General features: G+C 69.0%; 11 protein-coding genes. 7 read left to right on the top strand and 4 right to left on the bottom strand.

Annotated elements, in window-relative coordinates:
- Positions 1-46: 46 nt before the first annotated feature.
- Positions 47-4,129 (top strand): ATP-dependent RNA helicase HrpA, encoded by a 4,083-nt coding sequence (hrpA, locus tag C1924_RS14945; protein ID WP_108766011.1) that lies wholly within the window; start codon positions 47-49, stop codon positions 4,127-4,129.
- A gap of 70 nt (positions 4,130-4,199) precedes the next feature.
- Here the strand turns inward: hrpA and C1924_RS14940 are convergent, their stop codons facing one another.
- The 4 genes from C1924_RS14940 to C1924_RS20350 all read right to left on the bottom strand — a co-directional run bounded on the left by C1924_RS14940 (position 4,200) and on the right by C1924_RS20350 (position 6,824).
- Positions 4,200-4,724 carry a hypothetical protein gene (locus tag C1924_RS14940; protein ID WP_108766010.1) on the bottom strand — a complete coding sequence of 175 codons (525 nt, stop codon included), beginning with the start codon at positions 4,722-4,724 and terminating at the stop codon, positions 4,200-4,202.
- A 58-nt stretch (positions 4,725-4,782) separates the two neighbouring features.
- Complete coding sequence (gene pgaD / locus C1924_RS14935) at positions 4,783-5,235, bottom strand: poly-beta-1,6-N-acetyl-D-glucosamine biosynthesis protein PgaD (RefSeq protein WP_108766009.1); 453 nt, start codon at positions 5,233-5,235, stop codon at positions 4,783-4,785.
- On the bottom strand, positions 5,232-6,488 hold the full coding sequence (pgaC, locus tag C1924_RS14930) for a poly-beta-1,6-N-acetyl-D-glucosamine synthase (RefSeq protein ID WP_108767080.1): 1,257 nt from the start codon (positions 6,486-6,488) through the stop codon (positions 5,232-5,234). Before pgaC ends, pgaD begins: the two co-directional genes overlap by 4 nt.
- Positions 6,489-6,641: 153 nt before the next feature.
- Positions 6,642-6,824, bottom strand: coding sequence for a hypothetical protein (locus tag C1924_RS20350; RefSeq protein WP_159094808.1), 183 nt, complete (start codon positions 6,822-6,824; stop codon positions 6,642-6,644).
- Between the two features lie 190 nt (positions 6,825-7,014).
- Between C1924_RS20350 and C1924_RS14925 the strand changes: the two genes are divergently transcribed.
- From C1924_RS14925 to C1924_RS14900, 6 genes are all read left to right on the top strand, one after another.
- Complete coding sequence (locus C1924_RS14925; protein ID WP_174208964.1) at positions 7,015-9,186, top strand: bifunctional (p)ppGpp synthetase/guanosine-3',5'-bis(diphosphate) 3'-pyrophosphohydrolase; 2,172 nt, start codon at positions 7,015-7,017, stop codon at positions 9,184-9,186.
- A gap of 30 nt (positions 9,187-9,216) precedes the next feature.
- Complete coding sequence (locus C1924_RS14920) at positions 9,217-10,788, top strand: hypothetical protein (RefSeq protein WP_108766008.1); 1,572 nt, start codon at positions 9,217-9,219, stop codon at positions 10,786-10,788.
- A gap of 125 nt (positions 10,789-10,913) precedes the next feature.
- The gene (locus C1924_RS14915) at positions 10,914-11,858 is read left to right on the top strand and encodes a glycosyltransferase family 2 protein (protein WP_108766007.1); all 945 of its coding nucleotides are present in this window, start codon (positions 10,914-10,916) and stop codon (positions 11,856-11,858) included.
- 74 nt (positions 11,859-11,932) lie between these two features.
- A complete protein-coding gene (mrcB, locus tag C1924_RS14910; protein ID WP_108766006.1) occupies positions 11,933-14,371 on the top strand; it encodes a penicillin-binding protein 1B in 2,439 nt (812 codons plus the stop codon).
- Positions 14,371-14,904, top strand: coding sequence for a hypothetical protein (locus C1924_RS14905; RefSeq protein WP_108766005.1), 534 nt, complete (start codon positions 14,371-14,373; stop codon positions 14,902-14,904). The genes mrcB and C1924_RS14905 overlap by 1 nt, the downstream gene beginning before the upstream one ends.
- Positions 14,905-15,516: 612 nt before the next feature.
- Positions 15,517-17,580, top strand: coding sequence for an ATP-dependent DNA helicase (locus C1924_RS14900; protein WP_108766004.1), 2,064 nt, complete (start codon positions 15,517-15,519; stop codon positions 17,578-17,580).
- Positions 17,581-17,590: the final 10 nt, after the last annotated feature.

Genomic DNA, 17,590 nt, shown 5'->3' with positions numbered 1-17,590 from the left:
CAGTCTCGATGACTGGTCGCTTTCAAAGTTTTGAACGAACCGATTGATGAACGCTATCGATAAAAATCCGCCGCCCCGCCTGCGCCACCAGCGCGCCGCCATCGACGGCGCCATGAGCCGCGACCGGGGCCGTTTGCTGGGAATGCTCTCGCGTTGCCAGGCCAAGCCACAGGATGCGGCCCTGGCCGCGACCTTCGAGCAGGCCTTGCAGGCGTCGGTGCAGCGCCGGCAGGTGCGGGCGCAACAGCAGCCGGCCATTACTCTGGACCCGCAGCTGCCGATTGCGCGTGAAGCCGAGGCGATCATCGGCCTGATCCGCGACCACCAGGTGGTGGTGATTGCCGGTGAAACCGGCTCGGGCAAGACCACCCAGCTGCCGAAACTGTGCCTGGCCGCCGGCCGGGGCCAGGCCGGCATGATCGGCTGCACCCAGCCACGCCGTATCGCCGCACGCGCGGTGGCCAGCCGCGTGGCGCAGGAACTGCACAGCGAGCTGGGCCAGCTGGTGGGCTACCAGGTGCGCTTCAACGACAAGGTCAGTGAAGACAGCCGCATCAAGTTCATGACCGACGGCATCCTGCTGGCGGAGATCGCCAGCGACCGCTGGTTGTCGAACTACGACACGATCATCGTGGACGAGGCGCACGAACGCAGCCTCAACATCGATTTCCTGCTGGGCTACCTGAAGCAGCTGCTGCGCAAGCGCCCGGACCTGAAACTGATCGTCACCTCGGCCACCATCGATACCGAGCGTTTCGCCCAGCATTTCGACAATGCACCGGTCATCAGCGTGGAAGGCCGCACCTTCCCGGTGGAAGTGCGCTACCGCGCGCTGGAAGGCGAGGGTGAGCAGGAGGGCGAGCGCACCGTCAACGATGCCATCGTGTCGGCCATCGACGAGATCACCCGCCTGGATTCCCGTGGCGATGTGCTGATCTTCCTGCCCGGCGAGCGCGAGATCCGCGATGCGCACCAGTCGCTGGAACGGCGCAAGTACCGCAACACCGAGGTGCTGCCGCTGTACGCACGGCTGTCCAACCAGGACCAGGACCGGGTCTTCAACCCGGGCCCGAACCGGCGCATCGTGCTGGCCACCAACGTGGCGGAAACCTCGCTGACCGTGCCGCGCATCCGCTACGTGGTGGATCCGGGCTTCGCCCGCGTCAAGCGCTACAGCCCGCGCAACAAGCTGGACCGCCTGCATATCGAGCCGATTTCGCAGGCCAGCGCCAACCAGCGCAAGGGCCGCTGCGGCCGTATCGCCGAGGGCATCTGCTACCGGCTGTATGCCGAAGCGGATTTCCAGGCGCGGCCGGAATTCACCGATCCGGAAATCCGCCGTTCCAGCCTGGCCGGGGTGATCCTGCGCATGCTGCAGCTGGGCCTGGGCCGCATCGAGGAATTCCCGTTCCTGGAAGCGCCGGACGAACGCGCGGTGGCCGATGGCTGGCAGCAGCTGACCGAACTGGGTGCGATCGACGCCGAGCGGCGCATGACCACCATCGGCAAGCAGATGGCCCGCCTGCCGGTGGACGTGAAGCTGGCGCGCATGCTGGTGGCCGCGCAGGCTGCGGGCTGCCTGCGGCCGATGCTGGTGATCGCCTCTTTCCTGGGCATCCAGGACCCGCGCGAACGCCCGCCCGAAGCGCGCGGCGCGGCTGACAGCGCGCACGCTCAGTTCGCCGATGGGCGCTCTGAATTCGTGGGCGTCCTGCGCCTGTGGGATGGCTACCGGCAGGCCCACGAAGACCTCACCCAATCGAAGCTGCGCGACTGGTGCGGCCGCCATTTCCTCGGCTTCCTGCGCATGCGCGAATGGCGCGAACTGCATCGCCAGCTGCGCCTGCTGTGCGAGGAACTGGGCTGGAAGGAAGAAGCCATCGAGGCATCGATGGCACCGTTGCTGGCCGGCAGCAGTGCGCCGGCCCCTGCGCGCGACGATGCCGCCGCGGTGAAGGCGACCCGTGGCCAGCTGCACCGCGCCGCGCGCCTGGCCCGCGAGGGCAAAGCCGAGGCGGCACCGGCCCCGGTGGCCGTGCGCGCGCAGAAGGAACAGGCGCCGGCCGGCGGCGGGTTCAGTGAGCGCGTGCGCGCGGCCGCTTACCAGACCCTGCACCGCGCGTTGGTGGCGGGCCTGCCGACGCAGATCGGCCACCGCACCGAAAAGGGCGATTTCCAGGCCCCGCGCCAACGCCGCTTCCTGCCGTTCCCGGGCTCGGCGCTGTCCAAGCGGCCGCCGCCGTGGCTGCTGGTGGCCAACCTGCTGGATACGCAGAAGGTGTGGGGCATGACCCTGGCCGCCATCGAACCGGACTGGGTGATTGCCGAATTGCCGCACCTGCTGCTGCGCAAGCACTTCGATCCGCACTGGTCGCGCGCGCAGGGCCAGGTGCTGGCCTCCGAGCAGATCAGCCTGTTCGGCCTGGTGCTGGCACCGAAGAAGCCGGTGCACTACGGTCGCATCGAACCCGGCGAGGCGCATGACATCTTCGTGCGGCAGGCGCTGGTGACCGGTGAGATCAACACCCGCGCCAGTTTCGTGGCCGACAACCAGAAGGTGCTGGAACTGGCACGCGAGGAAGAGGCCAAGCTGCGCCGTGCCGGCATCGTGGCTGACGAAGATTGGCAGGCCCGCTGGTACCTGGACCGGGTGCCGCCGCAGATCCATTCGGCAGCTGGCCTGGACACCTGGTGGAAGGCACTCCCGCCGGAGCAGCGCAAGACCCTGCACTGGTCGCTGGTGGACCTGCTGCCCGGCGAAGGCAGCGAACAGGAGCGCTACCCGAAATACCTGCCGCTAGGCCAGGCACGGCTGCCGCTGCACTACCGCTTCGAGCCGGGCGCCGACGATGACGGCGTGACCCTGGACGTGCCGCTGCACCTGCTCAACGCGTTGGACCCGGTACAGCTGGGCTGGCTGGCGCCCGGCTTCGTGGCCGACAAGGCGTCGGCGCTGATCCGCAGCCTGCCCAAGGCGATGCGCCGCAATTACGTGCCGGCCCCGGATTTTGGCCGTGCCTTCTTCGAGGCATTCCCGCAGCCCAGCGCCGATGCCATGACCGGCGAACTGGCGCGCTTCCTGTCACGCGCGACCGGCGCCACGGTGACCGCGCTCGACTTCGAGCCGGGTTCGATCGAGCCGCACCTGCACATGAACCTGCGCCTGCGCGACGAGCACGGCAAGGTGCTGGCAACCTCGCGTGATCTTGATGCGTTGCGCGCGAGGTTCGGCAGCCGGGCTGGCGATGCCTTCGCGGCACGCGCCGGGCGCGAGATGGCGGCTGATGGCCTGCGTACCTTCCCGGCTGCGCCGATTCCGCTGCAGGTGCCCGGCGAAGCCGGCGTGCCGGCCTACCCGGCGTTGCTGGATGAGGGCGACAGCGTGGCACTGCGCATCTTCGCCGACCGCCAGCAGGCGCAGGAAGCCCATCCGCTGGGCGTGCGCCGCCTGCTGGAGATCGCCCTGGCCGAGAAGGTGAAGCAGGCACGCAAGCAGCTGCCGGTCGCCCCCAAGACCGGCCTGCTGTACGCGGCCATCGAATCGCAGGAACGCCTGCGTGGCGATCTGGTGGATGCGGCGATGAACGCGGTGCTGGCCGAGGGCCTGGAGGACATCCGCGATGCGGCCGCGTTCGAGCAGCGCCGCGACCATGCGGCCAAGGCGCTGTTCGGCGAGGCGATGTCGCGGTTGAAGCTGGCCGAGACCATCCTGGCGCTGGTGGCCGAGCTGAAGCCGCTGCTGGAAGCGCCGCTGATGGGCTGGGCACGCGGCAACCTGGATGACATGGAGGCGCAGCTGGTGGGGCTGATCCACCCCGGCTTCCTGCGTGATACGCCGGCCGATGCGCTGGCGCAGTATCCGCGCTACCTGAAGGCGATGATCCTGCGCACCGAACGGGCCAAGCGCGATCCGCCGCGCGACCAGGCCCGCATGCTGGAACTGCATCCCTTCCTGGAAGCGCTGCGTACCGGCGAGGAGCAGGGCCTGCGTGAGCGCGCGCAGTGGCAGGCGCTGCGCTGGGACCTGGAGGAGCTGCGCGTGTCGCTGTTCGCGCAGGAACTGGGTGCACGCACCGGCATCTCGGCCAAGAAGCTGGCGCAACGGGTGACCGCACTGCGCCAGCTGTAAACCGATCGCGCCGGGCATCGCCCGGCGCATCCCCGCAACGGTTGGCGCCGGGCCATGCCCGGCGTCGCCGTTATTTGGTACGGCGCACCTTGGGCTGGGTGTTCACGCCATCGACCTTCATGTACCACACGCCCATGATGCCGGGCTGGATGCTGACCTTCGGCGATTGCTTGCGCACGCCGGACACGCTGGTGGCGTCGACCTGTTCCCAGACCTGGCCGTTGTCCAGGGTGTAGATGCGGCCTTTGCCGAAACCACGGAATTCGCCCTGCAGCACGCCGGTCACCGGCTCGCTGCTGCCGAAATCGAAGAACCCGCGGTTCTTGACGATCACCTCCTGGCGGCCCTGCTCGCGCGCTTCTTCGCGTACGGCGGCGACGGCCCGGGTGGTGGCGGCCTCGACCTTGCCCTGCAGCCAGCGGTTGAGCGTGGCAAGCTCGCCGGCGCTGAGTTTGTCCAGGCCGGCGGCCTTGAATTCCTGCGGGCTCATCTGCGTCTGCAGATCCCCCTCGACGACACGTTGGGCCAGTGCAGGCACTGCGAGCGTACACAGGGCGAGGGCAACACAGAGCGGGCGCAACGAGCGCAGGGACATGGCGTTTCTCCTGGATGTGGCCCGAGTGTAGAGCAGCGCACGCGGGCCAGCACCTGCCCTACGGCAGGCGCTGCGTCGGCCACGCGCGCACCGGGCGTGCCTGGTCGTCCATGCGCACGGTCACCACCCGATGCCGGCGCAGGGTATGCATCACCTGTGCGGGGGCCTGCAGCCGCGCCCGCACTGCCGCGTCGGCCACATCGGAGCGGCGTTGGCGGTCGTCTGCATCGGCGAAACGGGCACGGTTGTACTCGGCCCAGCCGATCAGCAGCAGCCCGCAGAACAGGGCGATGATCGGCAAGGCCGCCAGGAAGAAGGGATCGACCGCGTTGCGCAGCAGGAACAGGCGCTCCCAGCCGGCCCGCAGGCCCACCAGCCAGGCGATGAGCGTGATCAGCGGCACCCACAGCCAGGCGTAGGCGGACCAGGCCAGCAGCGTGGCCGCGCGCTGCAGGAACCGTTGCTGGCGTGCCAGCCGCTCGGGCCGCACGATGACAGGAGGCGGGGTCATGAGAGCCCCCTGTCCGGGCTGATCCAGCGTGCGCGGCGTTGCTGCCGCCAGGACAGCAGGGTGCGCGGCAGCGCGACCACGGCGGCCGCCATGCCGATGGTCCAGAAGGCCAGCGGGTACCAGATGACCCAGTAGAACTTGCGCGCCAGGCCGGGTTCATAGCGGCGTTCGATCAGCAGGCTGGTGCCGAACTGCAGCAGGCACACCAGCGCCAGCACGACGCCATGCCAGCGTGGCAGCAGGGTATCCACGTACAGCGCGGCGGGCAGCGGCATCACCTTGCCAAGCAGCCACAGCACCACGATGGCCAGCATGGTGTAGGCCCACGCCAGGCTCAGCGCATATTCCAGCAGCACGCCCCACATCCGCCGCCGGCGCCAGGACAGCACCTTGCGGCCGTGCTGCAGCAGCACCTCCACGCCCCCGCGGGCCCACCGCAGGCGCTGGCGCCAGAGGCCGCGCAGGGTTTCCGGCATCAGCACCCAGCACAGCGCGTTGGGTTCGTAGCGGATGTCCCAGCCATCCAGCTGCAGGCGCCAGGAGATGTCGATGTCCTCGGTGACCATGCGGTCGTTCCAGAAGCCGACCCGATGCAGCGCGGTGCGACGGAACGCGCAGATGGCGCCGGACAGGGTGAACAGCCGGCCATACACGCGCTGGGCACGCTTGATCAGGCCGATGATGGCGGAGAACTCGCCCACCTGCATGCGTGCCAGCAGGGTGGTGCGGTTGCGCACGCGCGGGTTGCCGGTGACGGCGCCGACACGTGGGCCGTCGATCAGGTGGCCGACCATCCAGCGCGTGGCATGCCGGTCCAGCAGCACATCGGCATCCACGCAGACCAGGTATTCCGAGCGCGCGGCCAAGGCACCGATCCGCAAGGCATTGGCTTTGCCCTGGTTCTGTTCCAGATGCACCACGCGCAGGTTCGGGTACTGCGGCAGCAGGCTTTCCAGCACGGTGGCGCTGTCATCGCTGCTGCCGTCATTGATGGCGATGATGTCCAGCGGCGCATAATCCTGCGCTGCGATGGCATGGATCGTATCGGCGATGTGCACCGCTTCGTTGAAACAGGGCACCAGCACGCTGACCGGCGGCTGGCTGCGCAGCGGCGGCGGCGCGTCAGGGCGCGGTGCCCTGCGTTCGCGGCGCAGATAATAGTAGATGCCGCCGACCATCCAGAAGAAGGCCATGACGACCGGATAGAAGAACGCGAAGTTGAACAACAGCGTGACGAGTGAAACGTTTTCCATCCACGACATCGGCACTCCCCGCAGGCAGGCTGCGGTCCACCGCCGCAGCGGACTCGACCATGCCCAGCGATGTGTAAACCCGGCGTGGTTGCCTGAACCGATCAGTCAGGAAGCAACATGACGATCTGCCGCATTGCTGGCCGCCAGTCGCCGTTATTCGCGACTGAATGAACTCGAAGATCTTGTCGGCAATGATGTAACTGTTCGCGGCGGTTTCCAGGGCAGCAGCGAAGGCAGGCCGCCGAGTGCAGCCAGTGACAGCGCCGCTGGAAGCGCGGCAGAAAGCGCGGCAGCAAGCGCGGCAGCAAGCAGGTGGACGACGATGCGCAGGCTCACGCCCGTGTTCCCGGTGGAATGCCACATGAGTAATTCACCCTGGCTTATGCACTCAAGCGCCAATCCCGCCAGAAAGGCCGCATCCAATGGGCCGGGCGTTGGCCGGATGTGGTGCCCGTTGCTGGAGAAAAGCGGCGCCGACGATTGTTCCTGAACGGGCGGAGCGTTACCGTAGAGCCTTCTGTCTTTGATGTCCGATGCTGTGAACCGCGCGTCTGCCCCCGGCCTGGAAGCCTTGTTGAACCGCCCCTCGGCGGCGGTGCTGCCCGCGCCGCTGCGCGAGGCCCTGCTGCAGCTGTGGGACGCCGCAGAAACATCGCATGAGATGCGTGGCAGCAGCCCGCAGATCCTGGCCGACACGCTGGACGCGCTGGCCCTGCTGTCGGCCGACGAAGGCGCGGTGCTGGCTGCGCTGCTGTTCGACCTGCCGGGCCTGCGCGCGCATCTGGATACGCTGCCGCTGGGCAACCACCGGACAGCGGTGGTCGGTCTGCTGGATGGCCAGGACGCGGCCGATCCGGTCTGGGCGCTGCATGCCGGGCGCGAGGCCGGCCGCAACAGTGAAGGCCTGCGCCGCTTGCTGCTGGCCATCATCCACGACCTGCGGGTGGTGCCGATCCTGCTGGCGCGCCAGCTGGCGCGCATGCGTGCGGCCGACAAGCTGGATGAGGAGCAGCGCCGTGCGCTGGCCCAGCTGACCCGTGACATCCACGCCCCGCTGGCCAACCGCCTGGGCATCTGGCAGTTGAAGTGGGAGCTGGAAGACCTGGCCTTCCGCCACCTGGAGCCGGAAACCTACCGCCGGATCGCGCGCGAAGTGGACGAAACACGCATCGCGCGCGAGCGTTACGTCGAGCACGTCAAAAAGACGCTGTCGCGCGAACTGGCCGCGCAGGGCATCCACGCCGAGGTGAGCGGGCGTCCGAAGCACATCTACAGCATCTGGCGGAAGATGCAGAAGAAGCGGCTGGCGTTCGACCAGCTGTACGACATCCGTGCCGTCCGGGTGATGGTCGACGACGTGGCGGCCTGCTATGCCGCACTCGGTGTGGTGCACGCACTGTGGGCGCCGGTGCCGAGTGAGTTCGACGATTACATCGCCCGCCCCAAGGCCAACGACTACCGGTCGCTGCACACCGCCGTGGTGGGCCCGGAAGGGCGCACCATCGAAGTGCAGATCCGCACCCACGACATGCATGCGCAGGCCGAGCTGGGCGTCGCCGCGCACTGGAAGTACAAGGAAGGCGGCAAGGGCGGGGAAAAAGCCTTCGACCGCAAGATCACCTGGATGCGCCAGCTGCTGGAACAGGCGCAGGAGGGGCAGGGCAACGAACTGGCCGGTGCGCTGGATGCCGAACTGACCGAGGACCGGGTCTACGCGTTGAGCCCGAAGGACGAGGTGCTGGACCTGCCGCAGGGGGCAACCCCGCTGGATTTCGCTTACCAGGTGCACACGATGGTCGGCCACCGCTGCCGTGGTGCCAAGGTCAACGGACGCATCGTGCCGCTCACTTACCGCCTGCGCAGTGGTGACCGGGTGGAGATCCTGACCGGCAAGGAGGCGGACCCGCGCCGTGACTGGCTGATGCCGGCCCTGGGTTTCCTGGCCAGCAACCGGTCGCGTGAAAAGGTGCGCAGCTGGTTCCACAAGCTCGACCGCGCGCGCAACGTGCAGGCCGGCCGGGAGCTGCTGGAGCGTGAGCTGAAGCGGCTGGGCCTGCAGCATTCGGACCTGGCGGCAGCGGCGAAGAAATTCCACGCCGACAGCGTTGACGATCTGTACATCCAGGTGGCGCTGGGCGATACCGGGCCCAACCAGGTCAGCCGCGCGTTGCTGGAAGCCGAACGTGCCGCCAGCCAGCCGGCGCCCGCGCCGACCCTGCCGCGGCCGACCGCGCGCCGCGAGAACCTCGGCAGTTCCAAGTTCACCGTGCAGGGCGTGGGCAACCTGCTGGTGCAGCTGGCGCGCTGCTGCCAGCCGGTGGCCGGCGAGCCCATCGTCGGATACCTGACCCGCAGCCGCGGTGTCACCGTGCATCGCGCAGACTGCGCGGCGCTGGCACGGCTTGCCGCCGCCAGCCCGCAGCGCATCCTGCCGGTGGAATGGGGCCAGGCCGGCGGGGGTTACGAAGTGGATGTGGTGGTCAATGCGGTGGACCGTCGCTGGCTGCTGAAGGACATCACCAATCTGATCGCACAGGAAGACGCGTACGTGCTCGACATCCACAGCGACAACGTGCGCAACAGCGGCCGCGCGCACCTGCGCCTGCGCCTGAAGGTGAGCGATTACGGCCAGCTCTCCAACCTGCTGGGCAAACTGGATGCACTGCCGGGCGTGAGCGAAGCGCGTCGTCTGGGCTGAGCTTCACGCTGCCCCGGCTACCCTGCACGCATGGAACGCGAGCCCCCGCATCGCCGCCACGGCGCTGACCACCCCACGCTCGATCGCGTCCGCCGCGAGGGGCGTTGGTGGTGGCTGCAGGCCCGCCATGCGCGCCGGGTCTGGCGCTGGGCGCTGCTGGCCGCAGTGGCGGTGTTCGTGGTGCTGGTGCTGCTGCGCAGGCCACTGGCTGACTGGTTCTGGGATGAGCCGCAGATCGAACAGCTGTTGGCCGAGGGCGACCGTGCGTTGGCTGCAGGGCGCTTGACCGCCGAGGATGGCAGCGGCGCACGCGAGCGCTACCAGGCTGCGCTGGCGCTTGATGGTGATCGCCTGCAGGCGCGACAGGGCCTGGCCAGCACGGGGGCGGCCGCGTTGCGACAGGCGCAGGCGCGGTTGCAGGCCGGTGACCTGGACGGCAGCGCGCAGGCACTGGTGCTGGCCCGCGAGCTGCAGGTGCCGCAGGGCGAGGCCGATGCCGTGGCGCAGCAGCTGCAGGCTCGGCGCAGTGCCGGTGCGGGCATCGGCGCGTGGCTGGCACAGGCCCGCAACGCCTTCGCCGCTGGCCGGCTGGATGAGGGCGACAGCAGCGCGCTGCCGCTGTTCCAGCGCATTCTGGCCCTGCAGCCGGACAACCTGCCGGCCCTGGAAGGGCGCGAGGATGCACTGAGCGATCTCCTGCAGCGGGCCAGAGCGCTGGCTGCACGCGGCGAGCTGGCGCAGGCGGCGGCGCTGCTGCAGCGCGCACGCCAGTTTGATGCCGGACACAGCGATCTGCCGGCCAGCCAGGAAGCACTGGCACGCGCGCTGGACCAGCGCCTGCGGCAGGGCCAGCGTGCGCTGAAACAGCAGAAGCTGGATGCGGCGGCCGATGCCTTCGACGCCGTGCTGGCGGTGGCGCCGGATGATCCCACCGCCGTGCGCGGCCGTGAGCAGACGGCGCAGGCGCTGCTTGCGCGCAGCCAGCGCCAGGCCGCTGCGTTCCAGTTCGAGGCGGCCGAGGCCGACCGTGCGCGTGCCGCTGCACTGGGCGCCTCGCCGGCCGCCCTGCAGCAGGCCGGGCAGCGCATCCAGCGCGGGCAGCAGGCGCAGCAGGCGCAGCGCCAGCCGACGTTGAGTGCGGCCCAGCGCGAACGGCAGCTGCGCGACCGCCTGCGCCAGATCGACCGCGCCGCGCACGACGGGCGCTGGATCAGTCCGCCCGGGCACAGCGCCTTCGATGCGCTGCGCGAGGCACAGGCGCTGGCCCCGCGCGATGCCCGGGTGAAGGCTGCTGCAGCGCGCCTGCTGCCGGCCAGCCGGGCGTGCTTCGATGACAACCTGCGGCAGAACCGCGTGCAGGCCGCAGGTGCCTGCCTGCAGGCATGGCAGACCTTGGCGCCGACCGCAGCGGGCCTGCCGTCGGCGCGGGTGCGGCTGGCGCAGCGCTGGCTGGCCATCGGCAGCGAGCGGTTGGGGCGTGGTGACGTGGCCTTTGCCGAGGCCGCCGTTGAGCAGGTGCGCCAACTGCAGCCGGACCTGCCGGAACTGGCCGCGTTCGAGCAGCGCCTGCGGCAGGTGGGCGCTGAATCCTGGCGGCGCTGAACCTGCGTAGGGGAGGGGAGTCGGGTATAGTCCAGCGGCTCCAACTTCCCCCCTCTGGCCATGTCCCGCGTAGCATCTGAAGTCACTGTCGGCCGGAGCATATGGGCAGCGATGCGAGGGGCCCGATGACCCCGCAGGCACCCGAGCGCGCGGCGGATGCCCGCGCATCCCGCGTCTGCGCCGTGATCGTCACCTATGGGCCGGACCCGGCCCTGTTGCCGCGCGTGGTCGACAGCGTGCTGCAGCAGGTCGGGCATCTGGTGGTGTTCGACAATGCCAGTGGCGAGGTCGATGTGGCCGCGATGCTGGGCGACCGGGCGGGCGTCACCTTGGTGGCCTCGCCGCGCAACGTGGGGCTGGGCAGTGCGCTGAACCGTGCGTACGAGAAAGCCGCCGCACTGGGTTTCGACCATGTCCTGCTGATGGACCAGGACAGCGTGCTGGCGCCGGGCATGGTGGATGTGCTGTGGACGGCGCTGCTGGACCTTGCGCAGCACGGGCCGGTGGCTGCCGTCGGCCCGCAGTTCCGCGATTCGCGCAGTGGCGTGCTGGCACCGTTCGTCCGTTTCGGCTTTCCGCTCAACCACAAGCTGCGCGGCGGGCCGGGCCAGCGCGTTGCATGTGATTTCCTCATCACCTCCGGTTCGCTGGTGCCGATGAAGGCGCTGCAGGCCATCGGCCCAATGGATGAAGGGTTGTTCATCGACAACCTGGACATGGACTGGTGTTTCCGCGCCAAGCGCGCCGGTTACGCGCTGTACGGCATCTGCGACGCGCAGATGAGCCACAGCATCGGCGAGGAGCTGCTGCCATCCCGGGCGAAGCCGGATGGGGTGGTGGTGCACAAGCCGTTCCGGCTGTACTTCATCATGCGCAACCGGGTGCTGCTGTACGCCCGCGCGTACACGCCGCGCGTGTGGATTGCCCAGGATGTGCCGCGGCTGGTTCTGAAGCTGGTGGGCAACAGCCTGTTCCTGGCGCCACGCGGGGTTCGACTGCGGTTCATGTTGAAGGGCCTGTGGGACGGCGTGCGCGGGGTGAGCGGCGGCCTGCCGCCGGGCAGTCGCTGAACAGGCCGAACGCCAGCCCTTTCCTGCGGGAAGGGCTGGGGTAGACTCGCCTGACCCTACATTCCCGCATTCCCGTGCCCCGACGCTACGATTCCGACGACACCGACGATCTCGACGACGACCTGCAGGACACCGGACCGCTGTGGCGGCGCCGGCTGATCACCTGGACCCTGGCGGCAGTCGCGCTGGGCCTGGGCTTCCTCATTCCCTACACGCTGTACCTGAACCAGCAGGTCACCCAGCGTTTCGGTGAGCTGCGTTGGCAGATTCCGACCCGTGTCTACGCGCGCCCGCTGGTGCTGGTGCCGGGCAAAGCCATGGACGCGGCCACGCTGAAAACCGAACTGGCCGCCTCGGCCTACCGCGATGACGGCGAGGGCAAGGATCCGGCCACCTATGCGGTGCAGGGCGGACGCTTCACCATTTCCAGCCGCGGCTACAACGATGTGGACGGCCATGTTGCCGCCCGGCGCGTGGAGCTGTCGCTGTCCGGCGGCAGCATCGCGTCGTTGCGCGACGCCGGTTCGCGCAAGGCGCTGAAGGCGGCCCGCCTGGATCCCGCCCGCATCGCCACACTGTACGGGCAGAAGCAGGAAGAGCGCCGCCTGATCCGCATGAACGAAGCACCGGACCTGCTGGTCACGGGCCTGCAGGCGGTGGAAGACAAGGACTTCAACCGCCACCACGGCATCGACCTGTCCGGCATCGCGCGTGCGGTGTGGGTGACCATCCGTTCCGGCGGCCAGAGCCGCCAGGGCGCTTCCACGCTGACCCAGCAGCTGGCCCGCAGCGGCCTGCTCGGCATCGGCAAGGAACAGACGATCACCCGCAAGTTCAATGAAGTGCTGTACGCGCTGATCATGGAAGCGCGCTACGACAAGCGCACCATTTTCGAGGCGTATCTGAACCAGGTGTACCTGGGCCAGCGCGGCAGCCAGGCCATCCACGGCATGTCTTCCGGCGCCGAGTTCTGGTTCGGCCGCGACCTGTCATCCCTGGATACCGAGCACATCGCGCTGCTGATCGGCCTGGTCAAGGGCCCGTCCTACTACGATCCGCGGCGCAACCCGGAACGTGCGCTGGACCGCCGCAACTTCGTGCTGGGCAAGCTGCACGAAGCGACGCTGATCGACGATGCCGAGTACCAGCGTGCGCTGAAGGCGCCGCTGGGCGTGCCGAAGAGCCCGGGCCTGGTGGCGGCCAACCGTTTCCCGGCCTATGTGGACCTGGTGCGCCGCCAGCTCGGCCATGACTACCCCGAATCGGCCCTGCAGGGCGCCGGCCTGAGCGTGATGTCGGGCATGTCGCCGTCCGCGCAGGCCTACGCCGAAGGCGCGGTCACCCGCACCATCAAGTCGCTGGAAAGCAAGCGTCGCCCCGAACTGCAGGCCGGCATGGTGATGACCGACGTGCACAACGGCGACGTGGTGGCCGTGATCGGCAGCCGCGAGGTCTCCGAGGTCGGTTTCAACCGCGCCATCGAGGCACAGCGCCCGGTGGGTTCGCTGCTGAAGCCGTTCGTGTACCTGCTGGCGCTTGCGCAGCCGGACCGCTATTCGCTGGCCAGCTGGGTGGACGATTCGCCGGTGACGGTGCAGCTGGGTCGTGGCCGCAACTGGAGCCCGGGCAATGCGGACAACCGCAGCCATGGCACGGTGCGGCTGATCGATGCGCTGGCCCACTCCTACAACCAGGCCACGGTGCGTGTGGGCATGCAGGTGGGTCCTGAACGGGTGACCCAGCTGATCCATGTGCTGGCCGGCATCAAGGCCGATGCCAACCCGGCGGTGATCCTCGGCTCGACCGACCAGAGCCCGTATGCGATGGCGCAGCTGTACCAGTTCCTGGCGTCGGGTGGTGAGATCCAGCCGTTGCATGCGGTGCGCGGCGTGCTCGACCCGCAGGGCAAACTGCTCAAGCGGTATGACAAGACTCCGGCCCCGGCGCAGGAAGGCGATTCGATTGCCGCCAACCTGATCAGCATCGGCCTGCAGCAGGTGGTTGCCAGTGGCACCGCGCAGCGTCTGAATGCCGATGGCCTTGGCCGCCTGCAGCCGGCGGGCAAGACCGGTACCACCAATGATGGCCGCGACAGCTGGTATGCCGGTTACACCGGCGACCACCTGGCGGTGATCTGGATGGGCAACGACCAGAACGAGCAGGCCGGGCTGTACGGCGCCACCGGCGCGATGCGGGTGTGGTCGGGCATCTTCCAGCGTCTGCCGAGTGCACCGTTGAAGGTCAGCAACAAGGGCCTGGATTGGCAGCCGGTGGCTGCCACCGGCACCAACAGCACCGATGAAGGCTGCCCGGATGCGCGCCGCTTCCCGTTCGTGGTCGGCTATGCGCCGGCCTACGCACCCTGCGCCCCGGCCACGCTGCCGGATGAGCAGGGAGGCGAGAGCGAAGGCGGCGGCTGGCGCAGCTGGTTCGGCCTGGACCGCAAGCAGGAACCGCCGGCCGGCGAACCCGCGCCAGCGCCTGCGGCCGCTACTCCCCCTCCCAGCCGGTGATGCCGATGACTGTTCGATCCCTGTATCCGCTGTTGGCTGTGACCGCTCTGAGCCTGGCTCTGGCGGCCTGCGTGAGCAGCCCACCCCCGGTGGCCAAGCCGGTGGACACGACGACGCCGGCCCAGCGCCTGGCGGCGGTGGACGTGGCGGCCGGTCCGGACGACAAGGAGCTGTCGGTGCAGCCGCTGCGTGATTCGCAGGTGGAAGACCTGCGCCAGACCGCGCTGGCCCAGCGCCAGCGCAACGATCTGGCGGCGGCTGCGGGCAGCCTGGACCAGGCTTTGCAGATCGTGGCCGGCGACCCGGCGGTGCTGCAGGAACGTGCGGAGATCGCGCTGCTGCAGGGCCAGTGGGCGGAGGCGGAGACGTTTGCGCGCAAGGCGGTGGACCTGGGGTCAAAGACGGGCCCGCTGTGCCGCCGGCACTGGGCGACGATCGAGCAGTCGCGCCTGGCGCGTGGCGAGAAGGAAAATGCGGTCTCGGCGCATTCGCAGATCGAGGGTTGCACGGTGCCGGGGATCAAGCGGTACTGAAGTATTCCAGCCAACGGCGCAGCCCCTCGTGGCTGGTCGGTCGGTAGAGTCGACTGTTAGTCGACTGGCCTTGCGAGGTGGGCCGGGCGGGTAGGCTGCGCAGGGGACGCTGCAAGTACGTCCATGTAAGCTCGGTCGCCGCATCCATGCGGCTCACGCCCCTGCGCAACCCACCCGCCGGTCCCCTGACAGTTTCCGTGTGCGTCCAGCCACGGAAAAGAAAAAATCAAGGCAAAAGCGGGTCGCGCGCTGCGCGCACTCGCGGTGGGGTCGGAGCCGTTTTCCGCAGGAAAACGGCTCCGACCCCTTCTTGTTTCCGTTCGACCCACCGCTTCTGAATCCAGTCGAGCAAGCTCGACGCTACGAAACATGTGCGTCCGTCACCGGGAAACTGTCGAAGGCGGGGCGGGAGGGGTAGGCAGGACCGTTGGCGCCATGGATGGCGCCATCGAGCCCCAGGGACGGGTTTACGGCGTGTCCTGCCTGCCCCTCCCGCCCCGCCCAGCACGCAGCAACCCAGAGCCATTAACACCGCTGTTGCTGTTGCCGTTGCTCCGGCCTTGGCTTGAAACGGGTGCCGGGCAGCGCCCGGCCGGGTATCCTTCCTGTCTGATGTCCGACCTCGTTCATGCCAGCCGCGAAGCCCTCAGCGAAGGCGGCGCGCTCGCCTCGCACCTGGATGCCTTCGTCCCGCGTCCCGCGCAGCTGCGCCTGACCGAGGCCATCGCCGATGCGCTGCAGCAGCGTGACCTGCTGCTGGCCGAGGCCGGCACGGGCACCGGCAAGACCTTTGCCTATCTGGTGCCGGTGCTGCTGTCCGGGCTGCGTACCATCATCTCCACCGGTACCCGCGCACTGCAGGACCAGCTCTACCATCGCGATCTGCCGCGTGTGCGCCAGGCGCTGGGCGTCGGTCTGCGCAGCGCGCTGCTGAAGGGTCGCGCCAATTACCTGTGCCGCTATCGCCTGCAGCAGGCGCGCGGCGAACCGCGTTTTTCCAGCCCCGAGCAGGCCGCGCAGTTCCAGCGCATCCTCGCCTGGTCCGGCCGCTCGCAGTTCGGCGATATCGCCGAACTGGACGGGCTGGCCGACGATTCACCGCTGCTGCCGATGGTCACCTCCACCGTCGACAACTGCCTCGGCACGGATTGCCCGTTCTGGGATGACTGCTTCGTCGTACACGCGCGGCAACGTGCGCAGGCGGCCGACGTGGTGGTGGTCAACCACCACCTGCTGCTGGCCGATCTGGCCCTGAAACAGGATGGCTTCGGCGAATTGCTGCCCGGCGCGCAGGCCTTCGTCATCGACGAAGCGCACCAGCTGCCGGAGCTGGCCGCGCAGTTCTTCGGTGAAGGCTTCGGCATGCGCCCGTGGCAGGAACTGGGCCGCGACTGCCTGGCCGAGGCGCGCGGCGTCGGCGGCGCGCAGTCGGCGCTGCAGGAACCGGTGGACCAGTTGCAGCAGGCGCTGCTGGCCCTGCGCCTGGCAATGGAAGGGCTGCCGTCGCGGGGCACGCAGTGGCGCGCGCTGGCGATGCCACAGGTGCGCGATGGTTTCGATGCGGCGATGAGCTGCCTGGTGGCGCTGGAGCAGGCACTACAGCCGCTGCGCGAGGCGGCCGCCGGCCTCGATGCCTGCCATGCCCGCGCACGCGAAGCGGTTTCGCGGCTGGCGCGCTGGCTGGGCGATGATGCGCCTGCCCTCGATTTCGATACCGACCCGGCCGAGGTGGCCAGTGCCGCCGATGTGCTGTGGTACGAACTCACCCCGCGCGGTTTCCGCTGCCAGCGCACGCCGATGGATGTGTCCGGCCCGCTGCGCGAGCATCGCGAGCGCAGCCGTGCGGCCTGGATCTTCACTTCGGCCACGCTGACCGTGGGCGGTGGCTTCGATCACATTGCGACCCGCCTGGGTCTGGACGACCCGCACACCCTGGTCCAGCCCAGTCCGTTCAACTGGCCCGATCAGGCGCTGTGCTACCTGCCTGAAGGCCTGCCCGACCCGGCCGCGCGCGGCTTCGGCACGGCGCTCATCCAGGTCCTGCGCCCGGTGCTGCAGGCGTCGCAGGGCAGGGCATTCCTGCTGTTCGCTTCACACCGTGCGCTGCGCGAGGCGGCCGAAGCGCTGCGCGATGGGCCCTGGCCGTTGTTCGTGCAGGGTGAGGCGCCGCGCGCCACGCTGCTGCAGCGCTTCCGCGAATCCGGCAACGGTGTGCTGCTGGGCTCGGCCAGCTTCCGCGAGGGCGTGGATGTGGTGGGCGAGGCGCTGAGCGTGGTGGTGATCGACAAGCTGCCGTTCGCCGCGCCGGATGATCCGGTGTACGAGGCGCGGCTGGAGGCGATCCGCAGCCAGGGCGGCAATCCGTTCCGCGACGAGCAGCTGCCGCAGGCAGTGATCGCCCTCAAGCAGGGCGTGGGCCGGCTGATCCGCAGCGAAACCGACCGTGGCGTGCTGGTGCTGTGTGATCCACGCCTGCTCAACCGCAGTTATGGCCGGGTTTTCCTTGATTCGCTGCCGCCGTTCCGCCGCACCCGCGCGCTGGCCGATGTGCAGGCCTTCTTTGGGCCACAATGGGCGCCCGAGACCGCCGCCGCTGCCCCGACTTCCCCAGCCCCAGCCCCAGCCCCCGTGCCGGGCCCGGAGCCGGCGCCCGGTGCCACGTTCCCCCTGTTCTGACCCGATGCGT

The organism is Stenotrophomonas sp. ESTM1D_MKCIP4_1 (assembly GCF_003086895.1).
Classification (GTDB): domain Bacteria; phylum Pseudomonadota; class Gammaproteobacteria; order Xanthomonadales; family Xanthomonadaceae; genus Stenotrophomonas.
This window is presented reverse-complemented; position numbering and strand designations above follow the sequence as displayed.